Origin of the sequence: Lentzea aerocolonigenes, from assembly GCF_000974445.1 — a bacterium.
GTDB classification, from domain to species: Bacteria; Actinomycetota; Actinomycetes; order Mycobacteriales; family Pseudonocardiaceae; genus Lentzea; species Lentzea aerocolonigenes.
In genome coordinates this window covers 231,387-251,827 of the sequence record NZ_BBOJ01000008.1, presented here as the reverse complement: position 1 = coordinate 251,827, position 20,441 = coordinate 231,387, and the positions used below count along the sequence as shown (strand labels likewise).

General features: G+C 69.1%; 19 protein-coding genes. 10 read left to right on the top strand and 9 right to left on the bottom strand.

Annotated features, from left to right (window positions below):
* The first annotated feature begins 147 nt into the window (after positions 1 to 147).
* From pepN to AOM45_RS17665, 4 genes are all read left to right on the top strand, one after another.
* Positions 148 to 2,709 (top strand): aminopeptidase N, encoded by a 2,562-nt coding sequence (pepN, locus tag AOM45_RS17680; RefSeq protein WP_030468191.1) that lies wholly within the window; start codon positions 148 to 150, stop codon positions 2,707 to 2,709.
* Between the two features lie 72 nt (positions 2,710 to 2,781).
* A complete protein-coding gene (locus AOM45_RS17675) occupies positions 2,782 to 3,393 on the top strand; it encodes a GNAT family N-acetyltransferase (protein ID WP_051783557.1) in 612 nt (203 codons plus the stop codon).
* Positions 3,368 to 4,423, top strand: coding sequence for a GNAT family N-acetyltransferase (locus AOM45_RS52350; protein ID WP_051783559.1), 1,056 nt, complete (start codon positions 3,368 to 3,370; stop codon positions 4,421 to 4,423). The genes AOM45_RS17675 and AOM45_RS52350 overlap by 26 nt, the downstream gene beginning before the upstream one ends.
* A 40-nt stretch (positions 4,424 to 4,463) precedes the next feature.
* Positions 4,464 to 4,943: a hypothetical protein gene (locus AOM45_RS17665; protein WP_030468194.1), complete on the top strand. Its 480-nt coding sequence runs from the start codon at positions 4,464 to 4,466 to the stop codon at positions 4,941 to 4,943.
* 42 nt (positions 4,944 to 4,985) lie between these two features.
* On the opposite strand, the gene AOM45_RS17660 is transcribed toward AOM45_RS17665, so the two are convergent.
* Entirely contained in the window at positions 4,986 to 5,465 is a 480-nt protein-coding gene (locus AOM45_RS17660; RefSeq protein WP_030468195.1) for a DUF5130 family protein, read from the bottom strand.
* Positions 5,452 to 5,697: an aa3-type cytochrome oxidase subunit CtaJ gene (ctaJ, locus tag AOM45_RS17655; RefSeq protein WP_030468196.1), complete on the bottom strand. Its 246-nt coding sequence runs from the start codon at positions 5,695 to 5,697 to the stop codon at positions 5,452 to 5,454. Before ctaJ ends, AOM45_RS17660 begins: the two co-directional genes overlap by 14 nt.
* A gap of 557 nt (positions 5,698 to 6,254) precedes the next feature.
* Between ctaJ and AOM45_RS17650 the strand changes: the two genes are divergently transcribed.
* Positions 6,255 to 6,758: a DUF2345 domain-containing protein gene (locus AOM45_RS17650; RefSeq protein WP_162185667.1), complete on the top strand. Its 504-nt coding sequence runs from the start codon at positions 6,255 to 6,257 to the stop codon at positions 6,756 to 6,758.
* A 14-nt stretch (positions 6,759 to 6,772) separates the two neighbouring features.
* Here the strand turns inward: AOM45_RS17650 and AOM45_RS17645 are convergent, their stop codons facing one another.
* On the bottom strand, positions 6,773 to 7,441 hold the full coding sequence (locus AOM45_RS17645; RefSeq protein ID WP_174517913.1) for an HNH endonuclease: 669 nt from the start codon (positions 7,439 to 7,441) through the stop codon (positions 6,773 to 6,775).
* A gap of 151 nt (positions 7,442 to 7,592) precedes the next feature.
* Between AOM45_RS17645 and AOM45_RS17640 the strand changes: the two genes are divergently transcribed.
* The 4 genes from AOM45_RS17640 to AOM45_RS17625 all read left to right on the top strand — a co-directional run bounded on the left by AOM45_RS17640 (position 7,593) and on the right by AOM45_RS17625 (position 12,784).
* Positions 7,593 to 9,689: a prolyl oligopeptidase family serine peptidase gene (locus tag AOM45_RS17640; RefSeq protein WP_051783561.1), complete on the top strand. Its 2,097-nt coding sequence runs from the start codon at positions 7,593 to 7,595 to the stop codon at positions 9,687 to 9,689.
* Positions 9,690 to 9,703: 14 nt separating this feature from the next.
* Positions 9,704 to 10,612 carry a mechanosensitive ion channel family protein gene (locus AOM45_RS17635; protein WP_081902182.1) on the top strand — a complete coding sequence of 303 codons (909 nt, stop codon included), beginning with the start codon at positions 9,704 to 9,706 and terminating at the stop codon, positions 10,610 to 10,612.
* Positions 10,613 to 10,750: 138 nt separating this feature from the next.
* The gene (locus tag AOM45_RS17630) at positions 10,751 to 11,134 is read left to right on the top strand and encodes a globin (protein ID WP_030468201.1); all 384 of its coding nucleotides are present in this window, start codon (positions 10,751 to 10,753) and stop codon (positions 11,132 to 11,134) included.
* 57 nt (positions 11,135 to 11,191) lie between these two features.
* On the top strand, positions 11,192 to 12,784 hold the full coding sequence (locus AOM45_RS17625) for a glycoside hydrolase family 13 protein (protein ID WP_030468202.1): 1,593 nt from the start codon (positions 11,192 to 11,194) through the stop codon (positions 12,782 to 12,784).
* On the opposite strand, the gene AOM45_RS17620 is transcribed toward AOM45_RS17625, so the two are convergent.
* The 6 genes from AOM45_RS17620 to AOM45_RS17595 all read right to left on the bottom strand — a co-directional run bounded on the left by AOM45_RS17620 (position 12,748) and on the right by AOM45_RS17595 (position 19,843).
* Positions 12,748 to 13,197: an NlpC/P60 family protein gene (locus AOM45_RS17620; RefSeq protein WP_051783563.1), complete on the bottom strand. Its 450-nt coding sequence runs from the start codon at positions 13,195 to 13,197 to the stop codon at positions 12,748 to 12,750. The two genes, AOM45_RS17625 and AOM45_RS17620, sit on opposite strands and share 37 nt — an antisense overlap.
* A gap of 53 nt (positions 13,198 to 13,250) precedes the next feature.
* Positions 13,251 to 14,615: a CHAP domain-containing protein gene (locus AOM45_RS17615; protein WP_156249730.1), complete on the bottom strand. Its 1,365-nt coding sequence runs from the start codon at positions 14,613 to 14,615 to the stop codon at positions 13,251 to 13,253.
* Positions 14,616 to 14,743: 128 nt separating this feature from the next.
* Positions 14,744 to 17,560, bottom strand: coding sequence for an AfsR/SARP family transcriptional regulator (locus AOM45_RS17610; RefSeq protein ID WP_030468205.1), 2,817 nt, complete (start codon positions 17,558 to 17,560; stop codon positions 14,744 to 14,746).
* An 86-nt stretch (positions 17,561 to 17,646) separates the two neighbouring features.
* On the bottom strand, positions 17,647 to 18,759 hold the full coding sequence (locus AOM45_RS17605; RefSeq protein ID WP_201780002.1) for a low temperature requirement protein A: 1,113 nt from the start codon (positions 18,757 to 18,759) through the stop codon (positions 17,647 to 17,649).
* 33 nt (positions 18,760 to 18,792) lie between these two features.
* Entirely contained in the window at positions 18,793 to 19,419 is a 627-nt protein-coding gene (locus AOM45_RS17600) for a DUF8010 domain-containing protein (protein WP_030468207.1), read from the bottom strand.
* Positions 19,412 to 19,843, bottom strand: a complete 432-nt coding sequence (locus tag AOM45_RS17595) for an acyl-CoA thioesterase (protein ID WP_030468208.1) — start codon at positions 19,841 to 19,843, stop codon at positions 19,412 to 19,414. Before AOM45_RS17595 ends, AOM45_RS17600 begins: the two co-directional genes overlap by 8 nt.
* An 85-nt stretch (positions 19,844 to 19,928) precedes the next feature.
* On the opposite strand from AOM45_RS17595, the gene AOM45_RS17590 reads away from it, so the two are divergent.
* Positions 19,929 to 20,426, top strand: coding sequence for a DUF2975 domain-containing protein (locus AOM45_RS17590; RefSeq protein ID WP_030468209.1), 498 nt, complete (start codon positions 19,929 to 19,931; stop codon positions 20,424 to 20,426).
* The last annotated feature ends 15 nt before the right edge of the window (positions 20,427 to 20,441 follow it).

Below are 20,441 nucleotides of genomic sequence, written 5' to 3'. Positions count from 1 at the left end.
GCGTTGGGTGCGGTTATCGCCCCATCAGCCCAACCAGATCACCCTGTCATCTCTTCCCGTACGCCGGTTCCGTGATTGGATGCGGGAGTCATAACCATTCCCGACGACGTCAGCGCGTAACCAAACGCGTGGCAGACGAGGTGACCAGTGGCCGCGCCCAACCTCACCCGCGACCAGGCTCAGGAACGTGCTGAGCTGCTGGAAGTGGAGTCCTACCGGATCGAGCTGGACCTGACCGACGGCGGCGGAAAGCCGGGTACGGACACGTTCCGCTCCACCACCACCGTGGTGTTCCGCAGCCGGACTCCGGGTGCTTCCTCGTGGATCGACATCGTGGCGGCGACCGTGCACCGCGCTGTGCTGAACGGCAGCGAGCTGGACGTCTCCGACTACCGCGAGGAGGACGGCGTCAAGCTGCCGGACCTCGCGGAGACCAACGAGCTCACCATCGAGGCCGACTGCCGGTACATGAACACCGGTGAGGGCCTGCACCGGTTCGTCGACCCGGTCGACGGCGGTGTGTACCTGTACTCGCAGTTCGAGACCGCGGACGCCAAGCGCATGTTCGCGTGCTTCGACCAGCCCGACCTGAAGTCCGTCTACTCGATGAAGGTGACGGCGCCGCACGACTGGAAGGTCATCTCGAACGGCGAGATCACCTCCACCGAGGACGGCGAGGGCGGCGCGGACGTGCACACGTTCGCCACCACCAAGCCGATGTCGACCTACATCGTCGCGCTGGTCGCCGGGCCGTACGCGGAGTGGCGCGACGAGTTCGTCGAGGGTGACTTCCGCATCCCGCTCGGCATCTACTGCCGTGCCTCGCTCGCGCCGCACATGGACGCCGAGCGCCTGTTCACCGAGACCAAGCAGGGCTTCGGGTTCTTCCACAAGGCGTTCGGGGTGCAGTACCCGTTCGGCAAGTACGACCAGTGCTTCGTGCCGGAGTTCAACGCGGGTGCGATGGAGAACGCGGGCTGCGTCACGTTCCTGGAGGACTACGTCTTCCGCAGCCGCGTCACGCGCTACCTCTACGAGCGGCGCGCGGAGACCGTGCTGCACGAGATGGCGCACATGTGGTTCGGCGACCTCGTGACCATGCGCTGGTGGGACGACCTGTGGCTGAACGAGTCGTTCGCCACCTGGGCTTCCGTGCTCGCGCAGGCCGAGGCCACCGAGTACCGCCAGGCGTGGACGACGTTCGCGAAGATCGAGAAGTCGTGGGCGTACCGGCAAGACCAGCTCCCGTCGACGCACCCGGTCGCCGCGGACATCTCCGACGTGCAGGCGGTCGAGGTCAACTTCGACGGCATCACCTACGCCAAGGGCGCTTCCGTGCTGAAGCAGCTCGTCGCGTACGTCGGCCTGGAGAACTTCCTGGCGGGCCTGCGGGTCTACTTCGCCAAGCACGCCTGGGGCAACGCCACTTTGGCCGATCTGCTGGGCGCGCTGGAGGAGGCGTCGGGCCGCGACCTGTCGTGGTGGAGCGCGCAGTGGCTGGAGACCACCGGCCTGAATCTGTTGCGCCCCAAGTTCACCGTTGACGCGGACGGCCGCTTCACCGAGTTCGCGGTGCTGCAGGGCGGCGCGCGTCCCGGTGCCGGCGAACTGCGCACGCACCGCATCGCGATCGGTGTCTACGACGCTGACTCTTCGGGCAAACTCGTCCGCACGCACCGCCACGAGCTCGACGTGACCGGCGACCGCACCGAGGTTCCGGAACTGGTCGGCGTGCACCGCGGCAAGATCGTGCTGGTCAACGACGACGACCTCACGTACTGCACGATGCGCCTCGACCCGGACTCGCTGGCCGGGCTGATCGACCACATCTCCGACATCGCCGAGCCGCTGCCGCGCACGCTGTGCTGGTCGGCCGCGTGGGAGATGACCCGCGAGGCCGAGCTGAAGGCCCGCGACTTCGTGAACCTGGTGCTCGGCGGTCTGCACTCCGAGTCCGAGGTCGGTGTCGTGCAACGGCTTCTGCTGCAGGCCCAGACCTCGCTGTCCTCGTACGCGGACGACTCGTGGCGTGCGGAGGGCTGGCGCCGGTTCGTGGCGAAGGCGCTGGAGCTGGCCCAGGCGGCCGAACCGGGCTCGGACCACCAGCTGGCGTTCGTGAACGCGCTGTCGTCGTCCGTGCTGGACGAGTCCACTTTGGACGTGCTGCGCGGCTGGTACGACGGCAGCGCTGTCCTGGAAGGCCTGGACGTCGACACGGACCTGCGCTGGCGTCTGCTGCAGGCCCTCGTGGCGCACGGCAAGGCGGACCTGCCGGAGATCAACGCCGAGGAGGAGCGCGACCCGACCTCCACCGGCCACCGCCGCGCGCAGCAGGCCCGTGCCCTGCGCCCGACGATCGAGGCCAAGGACGAGGCCTGGGACCGCGCGGTGAACGACGACGACCTGCCCAACGCGGTCAGCGAGGCGATCATCGCGGGCATCTCGCACCCCGGCCAGAAGGAGCTGCTCGCGCCGTACGTCGAGCGCTACTTCGCCGACGTGAAGAGCGTGTGGGACCGCCGCACGTCCGAGCGCGCGCAGTCCATGGTCGTGGGCATGTTCCCGGCGTGGTCGATCGCCAGGTCCACTGTGGAGGCCGCGGACGCGTGGCTCGCCGACGAACACCCGCCGGCGTTGCGCCGCCTGGTGTCCGAGGGGCGTGCCGGCATCGTGCGTGCTCTGGCGGCTCAGGAGTTCGACCGCTCCTGAATTTCGCTTGGTGGTGACGGCCCTGTGGCGCTTCGACGCGTCACGGGGCCGTCCCGTCTCTTGGGGGAAGTTGTGAAAGAACTCGTGAAGCGCTGGTGCGCGGGCTGGGCCAAGGCCGACGGGCTGGTGGAACGCGAAGGCCCGGGGTGGCTGGAAATCCGCGTCGACCGGCCGGGCCGGCGCGTCGAACGTGTCGTCACCGACGAGTCCACCGTGACCGGACTCACCGCTCTGACCGGTCAGGACGACTGGCTGACGGTGCCGACGAACTCTCCGGAAGCTGTCTTGAAAGCCTTGCAGGACGCCGGTTTGACCGTGCGCGCACCGGAGACGTTCATGCGACGTGCGCTCGCCGATCACCCTGCTCCGCAACCGCCCGATGGCTACTCGGTGGTGGTGAAGCGCGAGAACGTCATCGAAGTCCGCCTGCTGCACAACGGCGCACCAGCGGCGAGCGGACTGATGGCCGTCGTCGGTGAAGACGCTGTGCCGCACCGCATCCAGACGTCACCGGAGCATCGGCGCCGAGGCCTCGGCAGTGTCGTGATGGGCGTGCTCGCCCAGGAGGCCGTGGCGGACGGCACGACGACCGGGCTGTTGTTCGCCTCGGACGACGGCCTGCACCTCTACCGCAGGCTCGGCTGGGAGGAGGTCGCCGATGTCGTCGTCGCCCGCAGGGACTGAGACCCCGGTGGAGCGCTGGCACCGCGGCTGGATCGCGGCCGACCAGCTGACTTCCCACTACGAGGACGGCTACCTGGTCGTCGACGTCAAGCGACCTCATCGGCGGGCCGAGTGGATCGCCACCGACGAGGCGAACGCGACGGCGATGGCCCACCGCGTCGCCCTCAAGCGCGAACCGACCTGGCTCAGCGTGCCGACGCAGTCGCCGGACGCGGTGTGCCGGGCCGTGGAGAAGGCCGGACTGGTGGTGGCCCGGCCGGATGAAGCCTTCATGCGGTGCGCGCTGACCGGCCATCTGCGGCCGTCCGCGCCAACCGGCTACACGGTGGAAGTGAAGCGCACGCACGTGATCCAGGCGCGGCTCCTGACGTCGGCCGGGGAGGAAGCGGCGAGCGGACTGATGGCCGTGGTCGGTGAAGACGCCGTGGCACACCGCATCTGGACCGAACCCGAGCACCGGCGGCGCGGCTTGGCGAGCGTGCTGATGGGTGCCCTGGTGCACGCGGCGGTCGCGGAAGGCGCGACGACAGGGTTCCTGTTCGCCTCCGCGGAGGGCGCGCACCTCTACACCCGGCTCGGCTGGGAGAAGGTGTCCGATCTCGTGGTGGCGCGCAACGACCGCGCCGACGTGCAGCCGTGGGTGGACCTCGACACGGTCGCACGACAAGCGTGCCTCGACGACACCACCGGCCCCGGTCTGGACGACGTGGTCGAGGGCGAACACGAGATGGAGGGGCAGTTCGTCACCGACGAACCGGGCTTCCACCTCGCGCTCGGCGAAGCCCTGCTCGGACCTGGCCGGCACTTCGGCCGCACACTCGACGAACTGCGCGTTCACCTCGCCGCCCGCTCCGGCTTCACGCTGAAGAAGTGGCACCAGTGGTACGTCGCTTCCGAGGCGATGCCGACGTACTTCGAACGCGTCTTCGCGCTGCTGAACGAGTACGGCGTCCTGGACGGCAGGCTGTCGGCGTTGGTGGCCGAGCACCACCCGCACTTCGGACTGTCCCGGCAGGTGCGCCGGTGGTAGCAAGACGATCGGCCGCAAGCCTCGCAACCCGTCGCACAACATGCTTCCCGGACGGGACGGCGAGGTCGTCGTGGCCAGTTCGGACTCACCGAACTTCCACGTGAGCGTCAACACCGAACACGCGGACCGGCTCGTGTACCCCACGATCGACGTGGACGACGTGCTCGCCCACGCCCGTCTGCGCGGTCGTCCCGCGGGTCCGCCGGAGAAGTTCCTGCGCACCGATCTCACCGCGCCCACCGAGATTCCGGAGGGCTGCACGGTGTCGGTGACGCGCGGCGAGGTGATCTCGGTGCGCATCACCCGTGACGGCGAGCTGATCGGGTCCGGCACGATCGGCGTGCACGGCGAGGACGCGGCTCCGCACGACATCAGCGGCCGGTTCGAGGTGGTGCTCGGCGTGCTCGTCGACGAGGCGCGGAAAGCCGGCGCGCGCACGGGGTTCGTGATCACCGCCGAGCCCGGCCAGTACCGGGGCTGGACTCAGGTGTCCGACGTGGTGATCCTGCTCAAGACGTAAGAAGGCCCCCGGCGCGCGCACCGGGGGCCTTCACAACGGGGATCAGGAACGCGGTGCGTTGCCCGCCTGGTCGGTCAGCATGCGCAGGCCCGACACGAGGCCGCCCGCGAGGTCGCCCTCCTTGAAGGACGCCACCATGCTCATCACCGCGAGCTTGGCGCCGCGGTCGGGGAGACGGCGGTGGGACTCCTCGCCGGTCACGACCTCGACGACGCGCTCGCCCGGCGACACGGCCACCAGGACGTGGTGCGACGGGCGGTCGGTGGAGGCGTGCAGTTCCTCCGCGCGCTCGCGGGAGGACGAGCCGAGCTCGCCCAGGTACACGCTGAAGTCGAGGCCGGTCGTGCGGCTCGACAGGGTCAGCGCCTCGTCCAGCTGCGCGAGCTGGGTCGGCGTGAACGGCAGCTCCGGTGCGTGCGGCTCGTACATCTTCGCCACGGACACACGGCCGCTGTTCGTCACGACGGCACCGACCGGCAGCGTCGACGGGTCGACGGCCTCGATCGCCTTACCAGTTGCCACGGGCACCTCCCTTGGCGGTCGAGCCCGAGGTAGCGGGCTCGGCGGCGCTGTGGTGCTCCGCGCTCAACCCGGCCGGGTTCGCGCTCCACCACACCGGGGCGTAGCCCCACTCCTGGCCGGGCCGGTACCGGGGAATCCGGGTGGCCTTTGGCCTCACCGTCAGCAGCGTGATCACGCCGTAGATCGCCAGCGGGATCAGCGCGAAGACGAGAACGGTCTCCACGATGGTCACGGCGGGTACGGTAGCCCAACTCACCCGCGCGTGAGCGGCCGGGCCAGCGTGATCGCGATCAATCCCACGATCGAGCCGCCTCGGGCCCGGCTGTCGCGGATCAGACGTCGACCGAAGCCCTAGCAGAGCTCCGGCCGCCGTGGACGCGACACGGCGCGGAACCACCGGTTCGGCGAGACCGAGCACCTGGATGGAGCAGGGCGCGGGTCGTGGCCGTGCAGAACGGCCGTGATTGCGGCAGCAACTACCAGTGACAGCGGGTCGACGGCCTCGTGCGGTCACGAGCGCGGGCCGCAGGCTCCAGTCACACCTTCCGGGGTATGACGCATATCACGTTCGACCGGTTCGGGGGCTACGCAGCGTGCCGATACCGGCCAGTAGAGGCAATGAGTGCTCTCGTGCGGCGCAGCGGTTACACCCGGTCAGTCCTCACCCGGTCGGATGCGAACGGGTGCCGGTTTGGGGTCTTGTTCCCGGAACACCCACCTCTTAGCTTTTCACCTATACGGGTCTTGCGCACCCGCCCCGAGAGTCCTGGAGGACACAAAATGTTCACGATGACCCGCCCCCAGGCCGTGACCTTCACTCTTCCGAGCTACAAGGACGATTCAGTGCGTATTACGGCCAGTGACTCCGTCCGGATCACGATGAGCGACTCCGTTCGGATCACCGCTGACGATTCGGTCCGGATCACGGCGCTCGACGACTCGGTGCGCATCACGATGGACGACTCCGTGCGCATCACGGCCGAGGACTCGGTCCGGATCACCATGGACGACTCGGTCCGCATCACCGCTCACGACGACTCGGTGCGCATCACCGCTCACGACGACTCCGTCCGGATCACCATGGACGACTCGGTCCGGATCACCGCGCACGACGACTCGGTCCGGATCACGGCGCTCGACGACTCCGTGCGCATCACCGCTCAGCAGGACAGCGTCCGCATCACCGCGCGTGAAGACTCCGTGCGCATCACGATGGACGACTCGGTCCGCATCACCGCGAACGACTCCGTGCGCATCACCGCGCGCCAGAACGACTTCTCCCTCGCGGCCTGACCCTGCAACGCTGATCAGGCCGCGGGTTCACCCAGGTACGGCAGCCACTGCGGATCAGCCTCGGCCACCCCGGCGAGCAGCCGCCAGTGAGGACCACGTGGCGCCGCGGGAACGACGCGCAGCCGCCAGCCCAGTTCGGACAGCAGCTTGTCCGCCTTGCGGTGGTTGCACTTCGCACAGCAGGCGACGCAGTTGGTCCAGGCGTGAGGTCCGCCACGAGAGCGCGGCACGACGTGGTCGATCGTCTCGGCCCGCCCGCCGCAGTAGGCGCAGCGATAACGGTCCCGGTGCATGAGCCCGGCACGGGTCATCGGCACACGACCGCGATAAGGCACCCGCACGTAGGTGCTCAGCCGGATCACGGATGGCACGAGCACCTCGGACTTCGACGAGTGCAGCACCAGCCCGGAGGCGTCTCCGTGCACGACTTCGGCCTTGCCGCACACCACCAGGACGACCGCCCGGCGCAGTGACAGGGCCGTGAGCGGCTCGAACGTGGCGTTCAGCAGCAGGACCTTGCGTCTTCCCCAGGGGAAAATCGCCGGTGTCTGACCGGAACCTCCCCCGTCTCGCTCCCCATCGGGCACTGCCCGCAGTTCGGCCTGTTTTCGGCATGGGGGCACCGTCGGCGCCGTCTCGCCGGCCTGCGAGGCGCCGATAGGGGTCGGTTGTCGGTCTGGCACGCGACCACCTCCACCGGTTCAGCCATAGGAGACCACACTTACCAGCAAAAAATCACGTGTGATAAGTGACGCGTCATGGATGTGTGATCAAACCCGGGGTGAACCAGCTCCCTATCGGAGATGGTTTTCATCGCCCGCTACCCTTGACAAGGTGACAGAGGCACCTTCCACTCCACTGCCTGCGACGATCATCTACCCGATCGCCGAGCGGCTAAACCTCGCCGAGCAGATTCACGGGCGCGAAGTCGCCGATCCGTACCGCTGGCTCGAGGACACCGCGGACCCTCGCACCGAAGCGTGGTCGCAGGCGCAGGACGTGCTCGCACGCTCCTGGTTGGACGCGATGCCGGGCCGCGCACGCCTGGGCGAGCGGCTGAAGGAGCTGATGCGCACGGGTTCGGTGTCCACCCCGACCTGGCGCGCGGGCAGGGCGTTCTTCACGAGCCGCGGTCCCGAGCAGGACCACCCCGTCGTCGTGGTGCGCGAGACCGACGGCACCGAACGCGTGCTGCTCGACGTCAGCGCGCTCGACCCGTCCGGCAGGACCACGCTGGACGGCTGGTCCCCCAGTCTCGAAGGAACGCGGCTGGCCTACCAGGTCTCGATCGGCGGCAACGAGCACTCGCTGCTGCACGTCATCGACGTCGAGACCGGCGAGCTCATCGAGGGCCCCATCGACCGGTGCCGCTACTCCGCGATCGGCTGGCTGCCCGGCGGTGAGGAGTTCTACTACGTACGCCAGGTCGACCCGGCGTTGCTGCCCGACGACGAGAAGCTGTTCCATCGGCGCGTGTGGCGCCATCGCGTCGGCACCGACCCGGACACGGACCTCAACGTGCACGGCGACGGCCTGGAGCACACCTTCTACTACACGCTCAACCTCTCGCAGGACGGCCGCTGGCTGATCGTGAGCGGTGCACCGAGCACGACGAAGCACGACTCCGTGTGGATCGCGGACCTGCACGGCGACGGCGAGCTCAAGCCCGTGATCCTGTCCGAGGCCGGCGTGCAGTGCTCGGCGTTCGTCGCGCGCGATGGCAGGCTCTACCTGCACACCACCCTGAACGCACCGCGGCAGCGCCTCTGCGTCGCGGACCCGGCGAACCCCACCGAGTGGACCGAGCTCATCGGCGAGGAACCGGACTCCGTGCTGGACGGTGTGCGCTGGCTCGACGGCGACCTCGTCGTCGCCCGCACCCGGCACGCGGTGTCCGAGCTGCACCTGCACGACGCCGCGACCGGTGCGCACCAGCGGCAGATCCCGCTGCCCGGCACGGGTTCGGTGCACGGCATGTCCGTCGTGGACGCGCACACCGGCCACGACCAGGACACGGTGTGGTTCGGGTGGACGGACTTCGTCACGCCGCAGTCGGTGTACCGCTTCTCCACGTCCACCGGCGAAACGGTGCTGCACGAGGCCTCGCCGGGCCGCGTCGAGCTGCCGGCCGTGAAGACGCAGCAGATCGCGTACACGTCCAAGGACGGCACCACCGTCCGCATGTTCGTCGTGAGCGGCGAGCAGAAGCCCGACCTGCCCCGCCCCGCGCTGCTCACCGGCTACGGCGGCTTCGCGATCGGCCGCGGCCCCGGCTACAGCGCGACCACGCTGGCCTGGGTGGAAGCGGGCGGTGTGTGGGTGCACGTGTCGTTGCGCGGCGGCGACGAGGAGGGCGAGGACTGGCACGTCGCCGGCATGCGCGCCAACAAGCAGAACGTGTTCGACGACTTCCACGCCGCCGCGGAACGCCTGGTGCGCGACGGCTGGACCACGCCCCAGCAGCTGGCGATCATGGGCGGCTCCAACGGCGGCCTGCTCGTGGGCGCCGCGCTGACCCAGCGGCCAGAGCTCTACGCCGCCGTGGTGTGCTCAGCGCCACTGCTGGACATGGTGCGCTACGAGAAGTTCCTGCTCGGACGGTTGTGGGCCGACGAGTACGGCAGCGCAAGCGTTTCCGAGGAGCTGGACTGGCTGCTCTCCTACTCGCCTTATCACCGAGTGGTAACGGACGTTGAGTACCCTTCCGTGTTGTTCACGGTGTTCGAGTCGGATTCTCGTGTGGACCCCAACCACGCCAGGAAGATGTGCGCGGCACTGCAGCACGCTTCGTCAAGTGATCCGACCAAGCACCCCGTGCTGATCCGCCGCGAGACCGAGGTCGGTCACGCGGGCCGTTCGGTCAGCCGGACGGTCGCTCTCGCCGTGGACCAGCTGACGTTTCTCGCGAATGCCACCGGCATGGAGTTGTAGGAGGGCACGACCACGTGTTGGCGCAGAGTCCCGTGGATGACGCCGCGAACAAGACGGCCCAGGCGATCGACTTCTTCGAGAAGTACGGTCCCACGATCCTGGCGGGCGCGATCAAGATCGTCGTGATCCTGATCGCCGCCATCGTGATCAGGGCGCTGCTCCGCAAGGTCATCGACCGGATCACGACGCCGGGCAAGGAGGGCAAGAAGCCTGGCCTGCTCAAGCCGTTGCGGGAACGCGCACCGCAGGCGCTCGGGAACCTGATCTCCGAGCGCCGTGAGCAGCGCGCGAAGACCATCGGCTCGGTGCTCAAGTCGATCGTGACGATCCTGATCTTCGGAATAGCGTTCCTGGAGATCATGATCGTGGTCGGCATGGACATCACACCGGTGCTGACCTCGGCCGGCATCCTGGGCGTCGCCATCGGTTTCGGCGCCCAGAACCTGGTCAAGGACTTCCTGTCCGGCATGTTCATGCTGCTGGAGGACCAGTACGGCGTCGGCGACGTCGTCGACCTCGGCCCGGCGACCGGAACTGTCGAGGCGGTCGCGCTGCGCACCACCACGATCCGGGACACGGGCGGCACCGTCTGGTACGTCCGCAACGGCGAGATCCTGCGCGTCGGCAACTCGTCGCAGGGCTTCGCGGTCGCGGTCGTCGACCTGCCGCTGAGCTACGGCGCGAACCTCGCCGAGGCCACCAAGGTGCTGGAGCGCAAGGTCTCCGAGGTCGCGGAGATGGACCCGGTCAAGACGGACATCACGGCCAAGCCCGAGGTGCTCGGCGTGGAGAAGTTCACCGCCGACAACATCACCCTGCGCGTCACCGTGAAGACGCGGCCGGGCCGGCAGTGGGCGGTCCAGCGCAACCTGCGCGCGCAGCTGATGCCCGCGCTGGAGGAAGCCGGCTTCACCGCGAAGTGACCGCGCACGGCGCAGGGTGAGTTAGAACACCCATTCGAGACGGTGATCACCCGGCGTCCTGCCAGTTCACACCCCTATGGCGAAACGAACAGGCGGGGCGGCCTGCGCGCGGTGGCCGGCGTGAGTCAGGATGGACGTGTGGGCAACCCCGTGAGCTTCTTCGAACAGGTCGGTGGCGAGGAGACGTTCCACCGCATCGTCGCGCGCTTCTACAAAGAGGTGAAGGCCGACGAGATCCTCCTGCCCCTGTACCCGGAAGAGGACCTCGGACCTGCGGAAGAGCGCCTGCGGCTGTTCCTCATGCAGTACTGGGGCGGCCCCCACACCTATTCGGAGAACCGGGGCCACCCGAGGCTGCGGATGCGTCACGTGCCGTTCAAGATCGGACCGATCGAACGCGACGCGTGGCTGCGCTGCATGCGGATCGCCGTCGACGAGGCCGGCCTGGACGAGGCACACCGCAAGCAGCTCTGGGACTACCTGGAGATGGCCGCGAACAGTCTGATGAACAGCTGGTCCTGAGCGCCCATCACCCGAACGGGTCCTTTCGCAGCGATACGAATGGCAGGATGACCCCCCGTGCGACGATCCTCCGACCTCACCCCCGAGATCGCCGAAGAGGCCGCCTGGTGGCGTGACGCCGTCTTCTACCAGGTCTACGTGCGCTCCTTCGCCGACTCCAACGGCGACGGCGTCGGCGACCTCGACGGCATCCGGTCCCGCCTCGGCTACCTGGAACTGCTCGGGGTCGACGCCCTGTGGCTCACCCCGTTCTACCGCTCGCCGATGGCCGACCACGGCTACGACGTCGCCGACCCGCGCGACGTCGACCCGCTCTTCGGCGACCTGGCCGCGTTCGACCGGCTGGTGGCGGACGCGCACGAGCACAACATCCGGGTGACCGTCGACCTGGTCCCGAACCACACGAGCGACCTGCACGAGTGGTTCCAGGAGGCGCTGCAGGCCGGTCCCGGCAGCATGGAGCGGTCGCGCTACATCTTCCGCGAGGGCCGCGGCTTCGACGGCTCGCAGCCGCCGAACAACTGGGTCTCCGTATTCGGCGGCCCCGCCTGGACCCGCGTGCCCGACGGCCAGTGGTACCTGCACCTGTTCGCGCCGGAGCAGCCGGACCTCAACTGGGACCACCCGGAGGTCCGCGCCGACCTGGAGCACACGCTGCGCTTCTGGCTGGACCGCGGCGTCGACGGCTTCCGCATCGACGTGGCGCACGGCATGGCCAAGCCAGAGGGCCTGCCGGACATGGAGATCCGCGTCCAGGTGCCCGGCGTGCTGTCCGACGACGCGCACGACCCGCGCTTCGACAACGACGGCGTGCACGAGATCCACCGCATGATCCGCAAGGTCATGGACGGCTACCCCGGCACGATGGCCGTCGGCGAGATCTGGGTGAAGGACGACGAGCGCTTCGCCGCCTACGTCCGTCCCGACGAGCTGCACCTGGGCTTCAACTTCCGCCTGGTCGAGGCGGGCTTCGACGCAGACGCCGTGCGGTCGGCCATCGAGCACTCGCTGGGCGCCGTGGCTCTCACCGGCACGCCCGCCACGTGGACGCTGTCCAACCACGACGTGGTGCGGCACGTGACCCGCTACGGCGGCGGCGCGCTGGGCGAGCAGCGGGCCCGCGCGATGACGCTGGTCGAACTGGCGCTCCCAGGCGTGATCTACCTCTACAACGGCGAAGAGCTCGGCCTGCCGAACGTGGAGCTGCCGGACTGGGCCCTGCAGGACCCGACCTGGGAGCGCTCCGGCCACACCGAGCGCGGCCGTGACGGCTGCCGCGTGCCGATCCCGTGGGAGGGCACGACCCCGCCGTTCGGGTTCTCCACGGCGGTGAACACGTGGCTGCCGCAGCCGAACGAGTGGGACCACCTCACCGCGGAGGCCCAGCTCGAGGACCCCGGTTCGATGCTGTCGCTGTACCGCGAGGCGCTGGAGCACCGGAAGTCCAACGCGGCGTTCTCCGGCGAGGAGCTCGAGTGGTACGGCGCCCCGGCGGGCTGCTTCGCGTTCCGCCGCAAGGGTGGCGGGCTGATCTGTGCTCTGAACACGTCGGGTGCGTCCGTGCCGCTGCCTCCCGGGCAGGTGCTGCTGTCGTCCGGCCCGATGGACGGCGATCAGCTGCCGCCGGACACCGCGGTCTGGCTCGTCTGACCGGCTGCCACCAGCCGTGGCCGCCGGTACGGCCGGTAGTTGTCGGCGCGGTCGTCGTACGGGTACGGCACGACCCTGATCGTGGTGCCGTACCCGCCGCGTTGCTCGAAGGCCCAGTACGACTCGCGGCGGACGTCGGCCCAGCCCACGAAAATCGTGGCGTGCCGGGTGGTGCGGTCCCCGTTCGCGTCGATCAGCACGTCCCCCGGCTGGAGCTCGTCCTTCGTGATGAGTGTGCTCACCCCGACGAGGTCGACGGTGTTGAGGCCCCCGCGGGCGCAGGTGAGTCCCCACGCCATGGAGACGTAGCCGGAGCAGTCGGTGCGGTAGGTGCCGTGTTCGTTGGTGTGCAGCGCTTCCTGGCTGTACGGCACGCCGACCCAGCTGGCGGCCCTGAGCAGGATGTCGTTCATGAATGCGCGAGAGGGCCGCGGGATCTTCACCCCGCGGCCCTCTCGTCCCCCGATCAGTAGTTGGTCAGCTGGAACTCTGCGACGCCGCTCGTCTGGTCGACCCAGGAGCCGTACGGGCCGCCTTCCTTCACGGTCAGCGCGCCGTTGTCGGTCAGGACACCGATGCGTCCGGCCTTGGCGTTGACCTCGACGGCCTTCGCGGAACCCAGCTGGTTGACCCAGCCCGCGTAGAGGGTGCCCTGCTTCACCGTGGCCAGCCCGTCGTTGAACACGACACCGATGTAGTCACCGGAGAGGTCGAAGTCCTTGACACCGCTGGTCTGCTCGACCCACGACCCGTACAGGCCGCCGTCCTTGACCGTCAGCGTGCCGTCCGTGCGCAGCGCGCCGATCCGGTCGGCCGAGATCTCCAGGTCGGCGACGTCACCGAGCTGCGTCGTCCAGGACTCGTACAGGTTGCCCTTCTTCACGTACGCGGTGCTGTCGTTGCTGACCACACCGAGGTAGTCGCCGGAGAGCTCGACTTCCTTGGCATTGCCCATCTGCTCGACCCAGGTGCCCTGCGGGCCGCCTTCCTTCACCGCGACGGTGCCGTCGGTGCGCACGATGCCGACGCGGCCCTTCGACGACTCCAGCGAGAAGTCCTTCACGCCACCGGCCTGGTTGTACCAGGTCTCGTAGAGGTTGCCCTGCTTGACGAACAGGTCACCGGACGTGGTCAGGACACCGATCATGTCACCGTCCACTTCAGACTTCACCACACCGCCGCCGTACTCGTTGAGCCAGCCGTCGTAGAGGTTGCCCTCCTTGACGTGGACGGACGAGTCGGTGAAGCGGACGCCGATGCGGGACACGGCGGAACGGACGTTGCCGGCACCGACAGGGCTCACGAACGCGGAGACGGTCTGACCGTTGATCACCTGGCCGACGCGGCCGACACCGGTCGAGTACCGGACGGTCGAGTTCATCTCGGTGGTGCCGCCGGAGTTGCCGTTGATCGCGCGGATCGTGCCGTCGGCGTTGACCGCGTCGACGAGGGCGACGTGCTTGGCCCGGCCGGCACCGAAGTAGTCGTAGACGATCGCGTCACCGACCTGCGGGACGTACGACGCGTCCTTGTGGATCGTGCCGTTCTGCTCGCCGTAGAGGTAGAAGCTGCCTGCCGCGGGGTTCAGCCGGTCCGTGTAGAGGTTCCGGTTGCCCCAGACCCATCTGGCGAAGTCCGCGCACCAGGCGTGCTGGAGGCGGCAGCTGTCCATGAAGCCGCGGCCACCGAGGCTGTTGGTGTCGCAGGTCGTCTTGCCGAGGTTCGCGGCGGCGAGGTCGCGGACGTCGAGGCGGGTGTCCGCGCTGGCGGGAATCGCACCGAGAGCGAGGATCACGCCGACGATCGCGGTGGTCATCGTCTTGCGGATCATGACTGGTTCCCCCCAGCTGTCACACGAGGCGGTGAGCACCCCCAGGTGGCTCACCGGCTCGTCATCTGCTCTCGGTGCGATGGGGAAAGACTGCGGGAGAGAACTGAAAGAAACCTCAGAGCGGTCTTTCAGAAAACTTTCAGAACGGACAGCGAAGCTTCACCCTGACGAGCTTCCCGCAGGTCACGGGCGGTTCGCTCACGCCAGACGGGCAGGCCCAGCGCCTCCCACCACTGCAGGGAGCGCTCCAGGCGGCGCACCGCCTCGGCGTAGTCGCCGTCCGCGAGGTGCAGCTCGCCGAGCGTGCGCAGGACGAGGGCCTGGCCGAAGCCGTCGCCCATCTCGTTGCACACGGTCAGGCTCGCGAGGAGCTCCTCGTGCACCTCGGCACCGCGTCCCTGCCGGATGCGGACCTTGGCGAGCGCCTGCACCGCGTAGGCGGACATGAGCGGGTCGTCCATGCCGCGCAGGAGCGTGACGGCCTCCTCGCACCACCGGGCGGCGTCGTCGAGCCTGCCGGCGGCGCGGTGGACGATGCCGACCGACCGGGCCGCGATGGCCCTGGCGCGCTCGTCACCGAGTTCGGTGTAGAGGCGCACGGCCTCCTCGCACGCGGCCAGCGCCTCGGTCAGCTCGTCCTGCTCGGTGAGCACGCGCCCGAGCCCGTGCAACGCCTGGGCGCGCAGCTGGGGTTCGGTGAGGTCGGCGAGCGCGCGGTCCAGTGACGCGCGGGCGTCGGCCAGCCGGCCGGTCTCGCGCTGCACGGTGCTGAGGTCGAGCCACACCTTCGGGTCGTCGCGCAACGCGAGCGACTGCTGGTAGCAGGACGCGGCCTCGTCGAAGCGGTCCTGCTCGTAGCGCAGCCAGCCGAGCCCGGCGAGGAGCCTCGCCTCGCCGTCGGTGTCACCGGCACGGCGGGCGGCTTCGAGAGCCGCGGAGTGCGTGCGCCACCACTGGCCGAACAGGTTGCGCACGGAGAACCGCGACGAGCACAGCGCGGCCGCGAGCCTGGTCGCGACGTCGGTCAGGTCCAGCTCGCTGACCCGTTCGACGACGCCGACGAGCCCCGTCTGCTCCGCGTCGAACCACGCCTCGGGGTCGGCGAGGATCTCGTCGACCTGGTCGGCGTCGAGGTGCGGGTTCACGACGTCGATGTCGAACGTGGCGTGCGGCATCCGGCTGCCCGCGGTCTCGACCAGCGCGAGCCACGCCTCGGCGGCGCGGGTGGCGGCGGTGGCGAAGTCCGTCTCCTCGGTCTCGCCGCGCTCCCTGGCGAACGCCCTGGTCAGGTCGTGCAGCCGGTACCGGTCGCCGCCGGTGTCGTCCAGCAGCTGCGCGTCGACGAGCCGTTGCACGACGTCCTCGGCGTCGTAGCGGTCGCAGCCGAGCAACGGCCCGACGACCCAGCCGCCGAACGACGAGACGTCCAGCAACCCGAGCCGCCGCAGCGCTGCCCGTTCGGTCTCTTCCAGCCCGTCGTAGCTCAACGCGAGACTGCCGCGCACCTCGAGATCGCCGAGGGTGAGCTCCTGGAGAACGCGGTGCTGCACGCGCAGCCGGTCGGCGAGCCTGCGCAGCTGCCACTGCGGCCGTGCGGCGAGCCGGGCGCCCGCGATGCGCAGGGCCAGCGGCAGATGTCCGCACAGCCGCACGATGTCGCGGGCTTCGTCGAGCTCGGCTCCGACGCGCCGGTTGCCGACGACGGTGTCGAGGAGTTCCAGTGCCTCCTCGTCGTCGAGAACGCCCAGGTCGAGCTGGGCGGCTCCCTCCAGAGCGCTGAGCCGCTCTCGGCTCGTGACGAGCACAGCGCTCGTGTGTCTGCCGGGCAGCAACGGCCGCACCTGGCGTTCGTCCGACGCGTCGTCCAGTACGACGAGCACGCGCCGGTTGGCGAGCAACGAGCGGTAGAGCTGTGTGCGTTCGTCGAGGTCTTGTGGCAGGTCCGCGACGCCGAGCGCGCGCAGGAACCCACCGAGCACTTCGGCGGGATCGGACCTCACGGTCTGCACTCCCCGCAACGACGCGTAGAGCTGGCCGTCGGGGAAGTCGTCGCGCAGCAGGTGGGCGACGTGCATGGCGAGCGTGCTCTTGCCCGCGCCGGGCTTGCCGTAGACGGCGCACAACCGTGAGCCGGTCGCCTCCTGCCTGAGCTTCTTGAGCAGTTCGGCGGTCTCGGTGCGGCGCCCGGTGAAGTCGGCGATGTCGAACGGCAGCTGGCTCGGCCGGGTCACCTCGACCGGTTCGGGCTGGTGGTCGTCACCCTGGAGAACGAGGTCGTGGGCCTGCCGCAGCTCCGCGCCGGGTTCGAGACCCAGCTCCTCGTCGAGGACGGTCCTGCCCTCCTGGTACACCGCGAGGGCGTCGGCCTGCCGCCCCGCCTGGTGCAACGCGCGCATGAGCTGGGCGCGCAACCGTTCGCGCAACGGCTGCCCGGCGACCAGGCTCGTCAGCTCCGCGATGTCGGTGGCGTCACCGCGCTGGAGCTCGGCCTCGACCCTTTCCTCGATCGCCGCGTACCGCAGCTCTCCCAGCCGTGCGCGTTCGTTGTCCGCCCACGTCCCCTGCGCGCCGCCGAGCGGTTCACCCCGCCACAGGCCGAGAGCCTCCCGGTAGAGCGCGGGGTCCTGCTCTGCCCGTGCGCGTGCCACGAGGTCGATGAACTTCTTGTGGTCTGTGGTTCCGTCGAGCCGGTAGCCGCCGGCGTCCCGGCTGATGACGTCGACCTTCAGCGACCGGCGGATCGACGACACGTACGTGTGCAGCGCAGCCCGTGCGGTGTCCGGCGGATCCTCGCCCCAGACGGCGTCGATCAACGAGTCGACCGGCACCGTGCGGCCGGCCGACAGCGCGAGGACCGCGAGCAGCGTCCGCGGCTTCGGCCCTCCCACCGGCAGTGCCCGGCCCCCGTCGACGACCTCGATCGGTCCCAGGAGGCGAAACTCCACTGGTCAACCCCCAGAACTAGTCCTTCGTCCTTTGTAAAACGTCAGGGGGCCCGGAACATGACGTCGGAGCGGAAGTGCGATCCGTATCACACGGCCCGTTTGCCCTCCACGACCAGAAGTACACCGAACACGAGTACGAGCGCGCCGAGTTGGGCGATCGCGAGCCACAACCCGATCGGCACGGTCGCGAGTGCCGCGATCACCGCGGCGGCCCGCCACGTGTTGCTGCCGATCCGCAGCCGCCACCGGAAGTAGATCTCGCCCAGCAGGAAGATCGCCGCGCCGCCGCCCAGCGCCAGCGCTCCGCTGAAGTAGAGGTGCTCGGTGGCGTGCCCGATCGTCTTCTTCACCCCGACCGCGACGACGACGATGCCGAGCAGGATCGGCGCGTGCGCGAACCCGAACGCCGAGAGCGCCGCACGTGCACGGTCGGACGGCGTCATGCTCGCGAGGTTGTGCTCTGCGCGCGCGTCCTGCTCACGGCCGAAGTAGCACCACCAGAGCTGGTAGACCAGCGCGAGACCGAGCAGGGACGCCACGACGAGCTGCAGGTTGATCGGCAGTCCCGCCGCCCCGATGCCGATGGCGATGATCGACTCGCCGAGCGCCACGATGACCACGAGCCCGTGCCGTTCCACGAAGTGCGCCGACCTGATCTGGAACTCGCCGTGCCGCCGGTTCACGTACGGCGACAGGATCATGAGCGCGACCGCCGCGGTCCACGCCACCGCCCGCCACGTGCTGGGCAGGAACCCGCCGATGAACACCAGACCCGCCGACCCGAGGTTGAACGGCGCGAGCCTCGCCATGGCCGCCGCCGATCCCGGCCCGGCCGCCGAGATGAACAGCCCGGAGTGCACCAGGTTCACGATCAGGTACCCGACACCGAACGCGATTCCGGCGGACCCGAACGCGTTCGGCACGGCCAGCGCAATGACCAGGAACCCACCCATACCGCCCATGAGCAGCAACCGCCGGAGAGTGGTGTTCGGCGGGACGGCGTTCGTCAGCCAGACGTACCCGAAGTACATCCAGAGGATCACGAACAGCATGATCACGATCTGCGCGAACCCCAGTGGCGACGTGTCGTCGGCCAGCTTGCCGGTCAGCTGCGTGATCGTGAAGACGAAGACCAGGTCGAAGAAGAGCTCCAGCGTGGAGACGCGGTACTCGATCTCCTCGTGCGTATCGGCGGACACGCGCGACATCGTGCCACGATCATGCGGTCCTGATCAGACGATCAGCGGCAGCATCGAGTGCCTTCTGCGGACCACCGCGCCGAACTTGGCGTCGATCCGCAGCCACGAGTCGGTCGCGGTGACCCGGACGTCGCCGTTCTCGCCGAGGAAACCCATGCCCGACAAGGCGAACAGGCACCGCAGCGGGATCTTCACGTCCAGCCCGGACCCGCTGACCGTCAGCACGGTCTGGTCGAGCAACGACGCGGGCGGCGTCCCGTGCGGGCCGGTGTTCTCCCGCGCCACCTCGACACCTTCGTCCGCGAGCTTCGAGACGACCTCGACGGGCAGGCGGTCCACCACCAGCCAGCCCTCGACGGGCGGCAGGGCCGACCGCCACATCAGGTCCTTGGCCGCTCCGGGGTCGATGCGTTCGTCCCGCATGACCGCGAGGCCCGTCAGCAACTCGGAGCCCGACACCGTCACGTCGGCCGGATTCGCTTGCCCCGCAACGGTTCGCGTGGCGAGCGTGTCGAACGGCGTTGCGACCCACGCGTCGAGCAGCTCGGAGTTGCGGTTGCGCAGCCGCACGACGGTCTGGCCGTCGAGCCGCACCGCCCGCGCCGCGAACGCCCCGAGGTCGTCTCTCTCGGCCGCGTCGGCCAGCACCAGCTCAGGCACCATTACCCCCTGCTCGCCACCCGGCGAGGAAATCGCGCTCGGCATCGGTCAGGCGCCGAGGCCGTGCGGTGGTCACGTTGTAGGGCGCCATGAGCGTCTCCGCCCTGGTGACCACGGGGCTGTTCGGCTCGCGGCTGCCGCGCACCACGTAGTCGAGCGTGAACGACGCGGACTTGAGCTCCCGCACCGACATCTCGACCACGACGTCCTCGCCCGTGAACACGATCGGCGCCAGGTAGTCGACGACGAGCCGCGCCACGACCATGCCCTCGGCCATCTCCTTGACGCCGTGCCGGGCGGCCTCGGTGAACAGCAGCTCGATGCGGGCCTCTTCCAGCAACGTCACCGTGTTCGCGTGGTTGACGTGGCCGAACGCATCCATGTCCGACCACCGCGGTCGCACACCCGTGACGAAGACACCCATGCAGGGACCCTACAGCCCGCGAACCTTCACAGGATCTCCACGCCAGCCGATTGAAAGTCGATAGGCAACTCTCGATACTCGATCTATGTCTCGCCTACTGGTGATCTTCCTGCAGTCCCTGCTCGCCATCGCGTTCCTCGGCGGGCTGTTCGCGCAGGTGGTGGTGATCCCGACGGCCGCCGCCGACGAGGTCGCGTTCTTCCCGCCCTACGAGGCCGTGCGCGTGCCGTTCGTGACGTCCGCGATCATCTTCGTCGCGTGCTGCCAGGTCCTGGCGGTGGCGTTGGGAGCAATGCTGCACCGGGCGGGCCAGGGCACCGTGTTCGAGTCCGGCGCGATCACGTGGACGAACATCGCGATCGGCGCCATCGCCGCAGGAGCCGTGGTGCTCGCCTGGCTGTTCGTCTACGTCACGTTCGCCGACATCCCCTCCCCCGCCGACGGCATGGACACGCTGGGACTGTGGCTGGGGTCCGCCGTCGGCACGGTCGCGGCGATCGGGGTGGCGTTGCTGCTCGTGGTGGGACGGCACTGGCTGCGTCGCGCCATCGCACAGCGCGTGGAGCTGGAACAGGTCGTCTGACGCGAACGGGGCGCA

What these genes read in the sequence shown, in the direction of transcription:
- AOM45_RS52350 (WP_051783559.1), top strand. Translation starts at nt 3,368, where the DNA reads ATGTCGTCGTCGCCCGCAGGGACTGAGACCCCGGTGGAGCGCTGGCAC.
- AOM45_RS17665 (WP_030468194.1), top strand. Translation starts at nt 4,464, where the DNA reads ATGCTTCCCGGACGGGACGGCGAGGTCGTCGTGGCCAGTTCGGACTCA.
- AOM45_RS17650 (WP_162185667.1), top strand. Translation starts at nt 6,255, where the DNA reads ATGACCCGCCCCCAGGCCGTGACCTTCACTCTTCCGAGCTACAAGGAC.
- AOM45_RS17620 (WP_051783563.1), bottom strand. Translation starts at nt 13,197, where the DNA reads ATGAACGACATCCTGCTCAGGGCCGCCAGCTGGGTCGGCGTGCCGTAC.
- AOM45_RS17615 (WP_156249730.1), bottom strand. Translation starts at nt 14,615, where the DNA reads ATGATCCGCAAGACGATGACCACCGCGATCGTCGGCGTGATCCTCGCT.
- AOM45_RS17595 (WP_030468208.1), bottom strand. Translation starts at nt 19,843, where the DNA reads ATGGGTGTCTTCGTCACGGGTGTGCGACCGCGGTGGTCGGACATGGAT.
- AOM45_RS17590 (WP_030468209.1), top strand. Translation starts at nt 19,929, where the DNA reads ATGTCTCGCCTACTGGTGATCTTCCTGCAGTCCCTGCTCGCCATCGCG.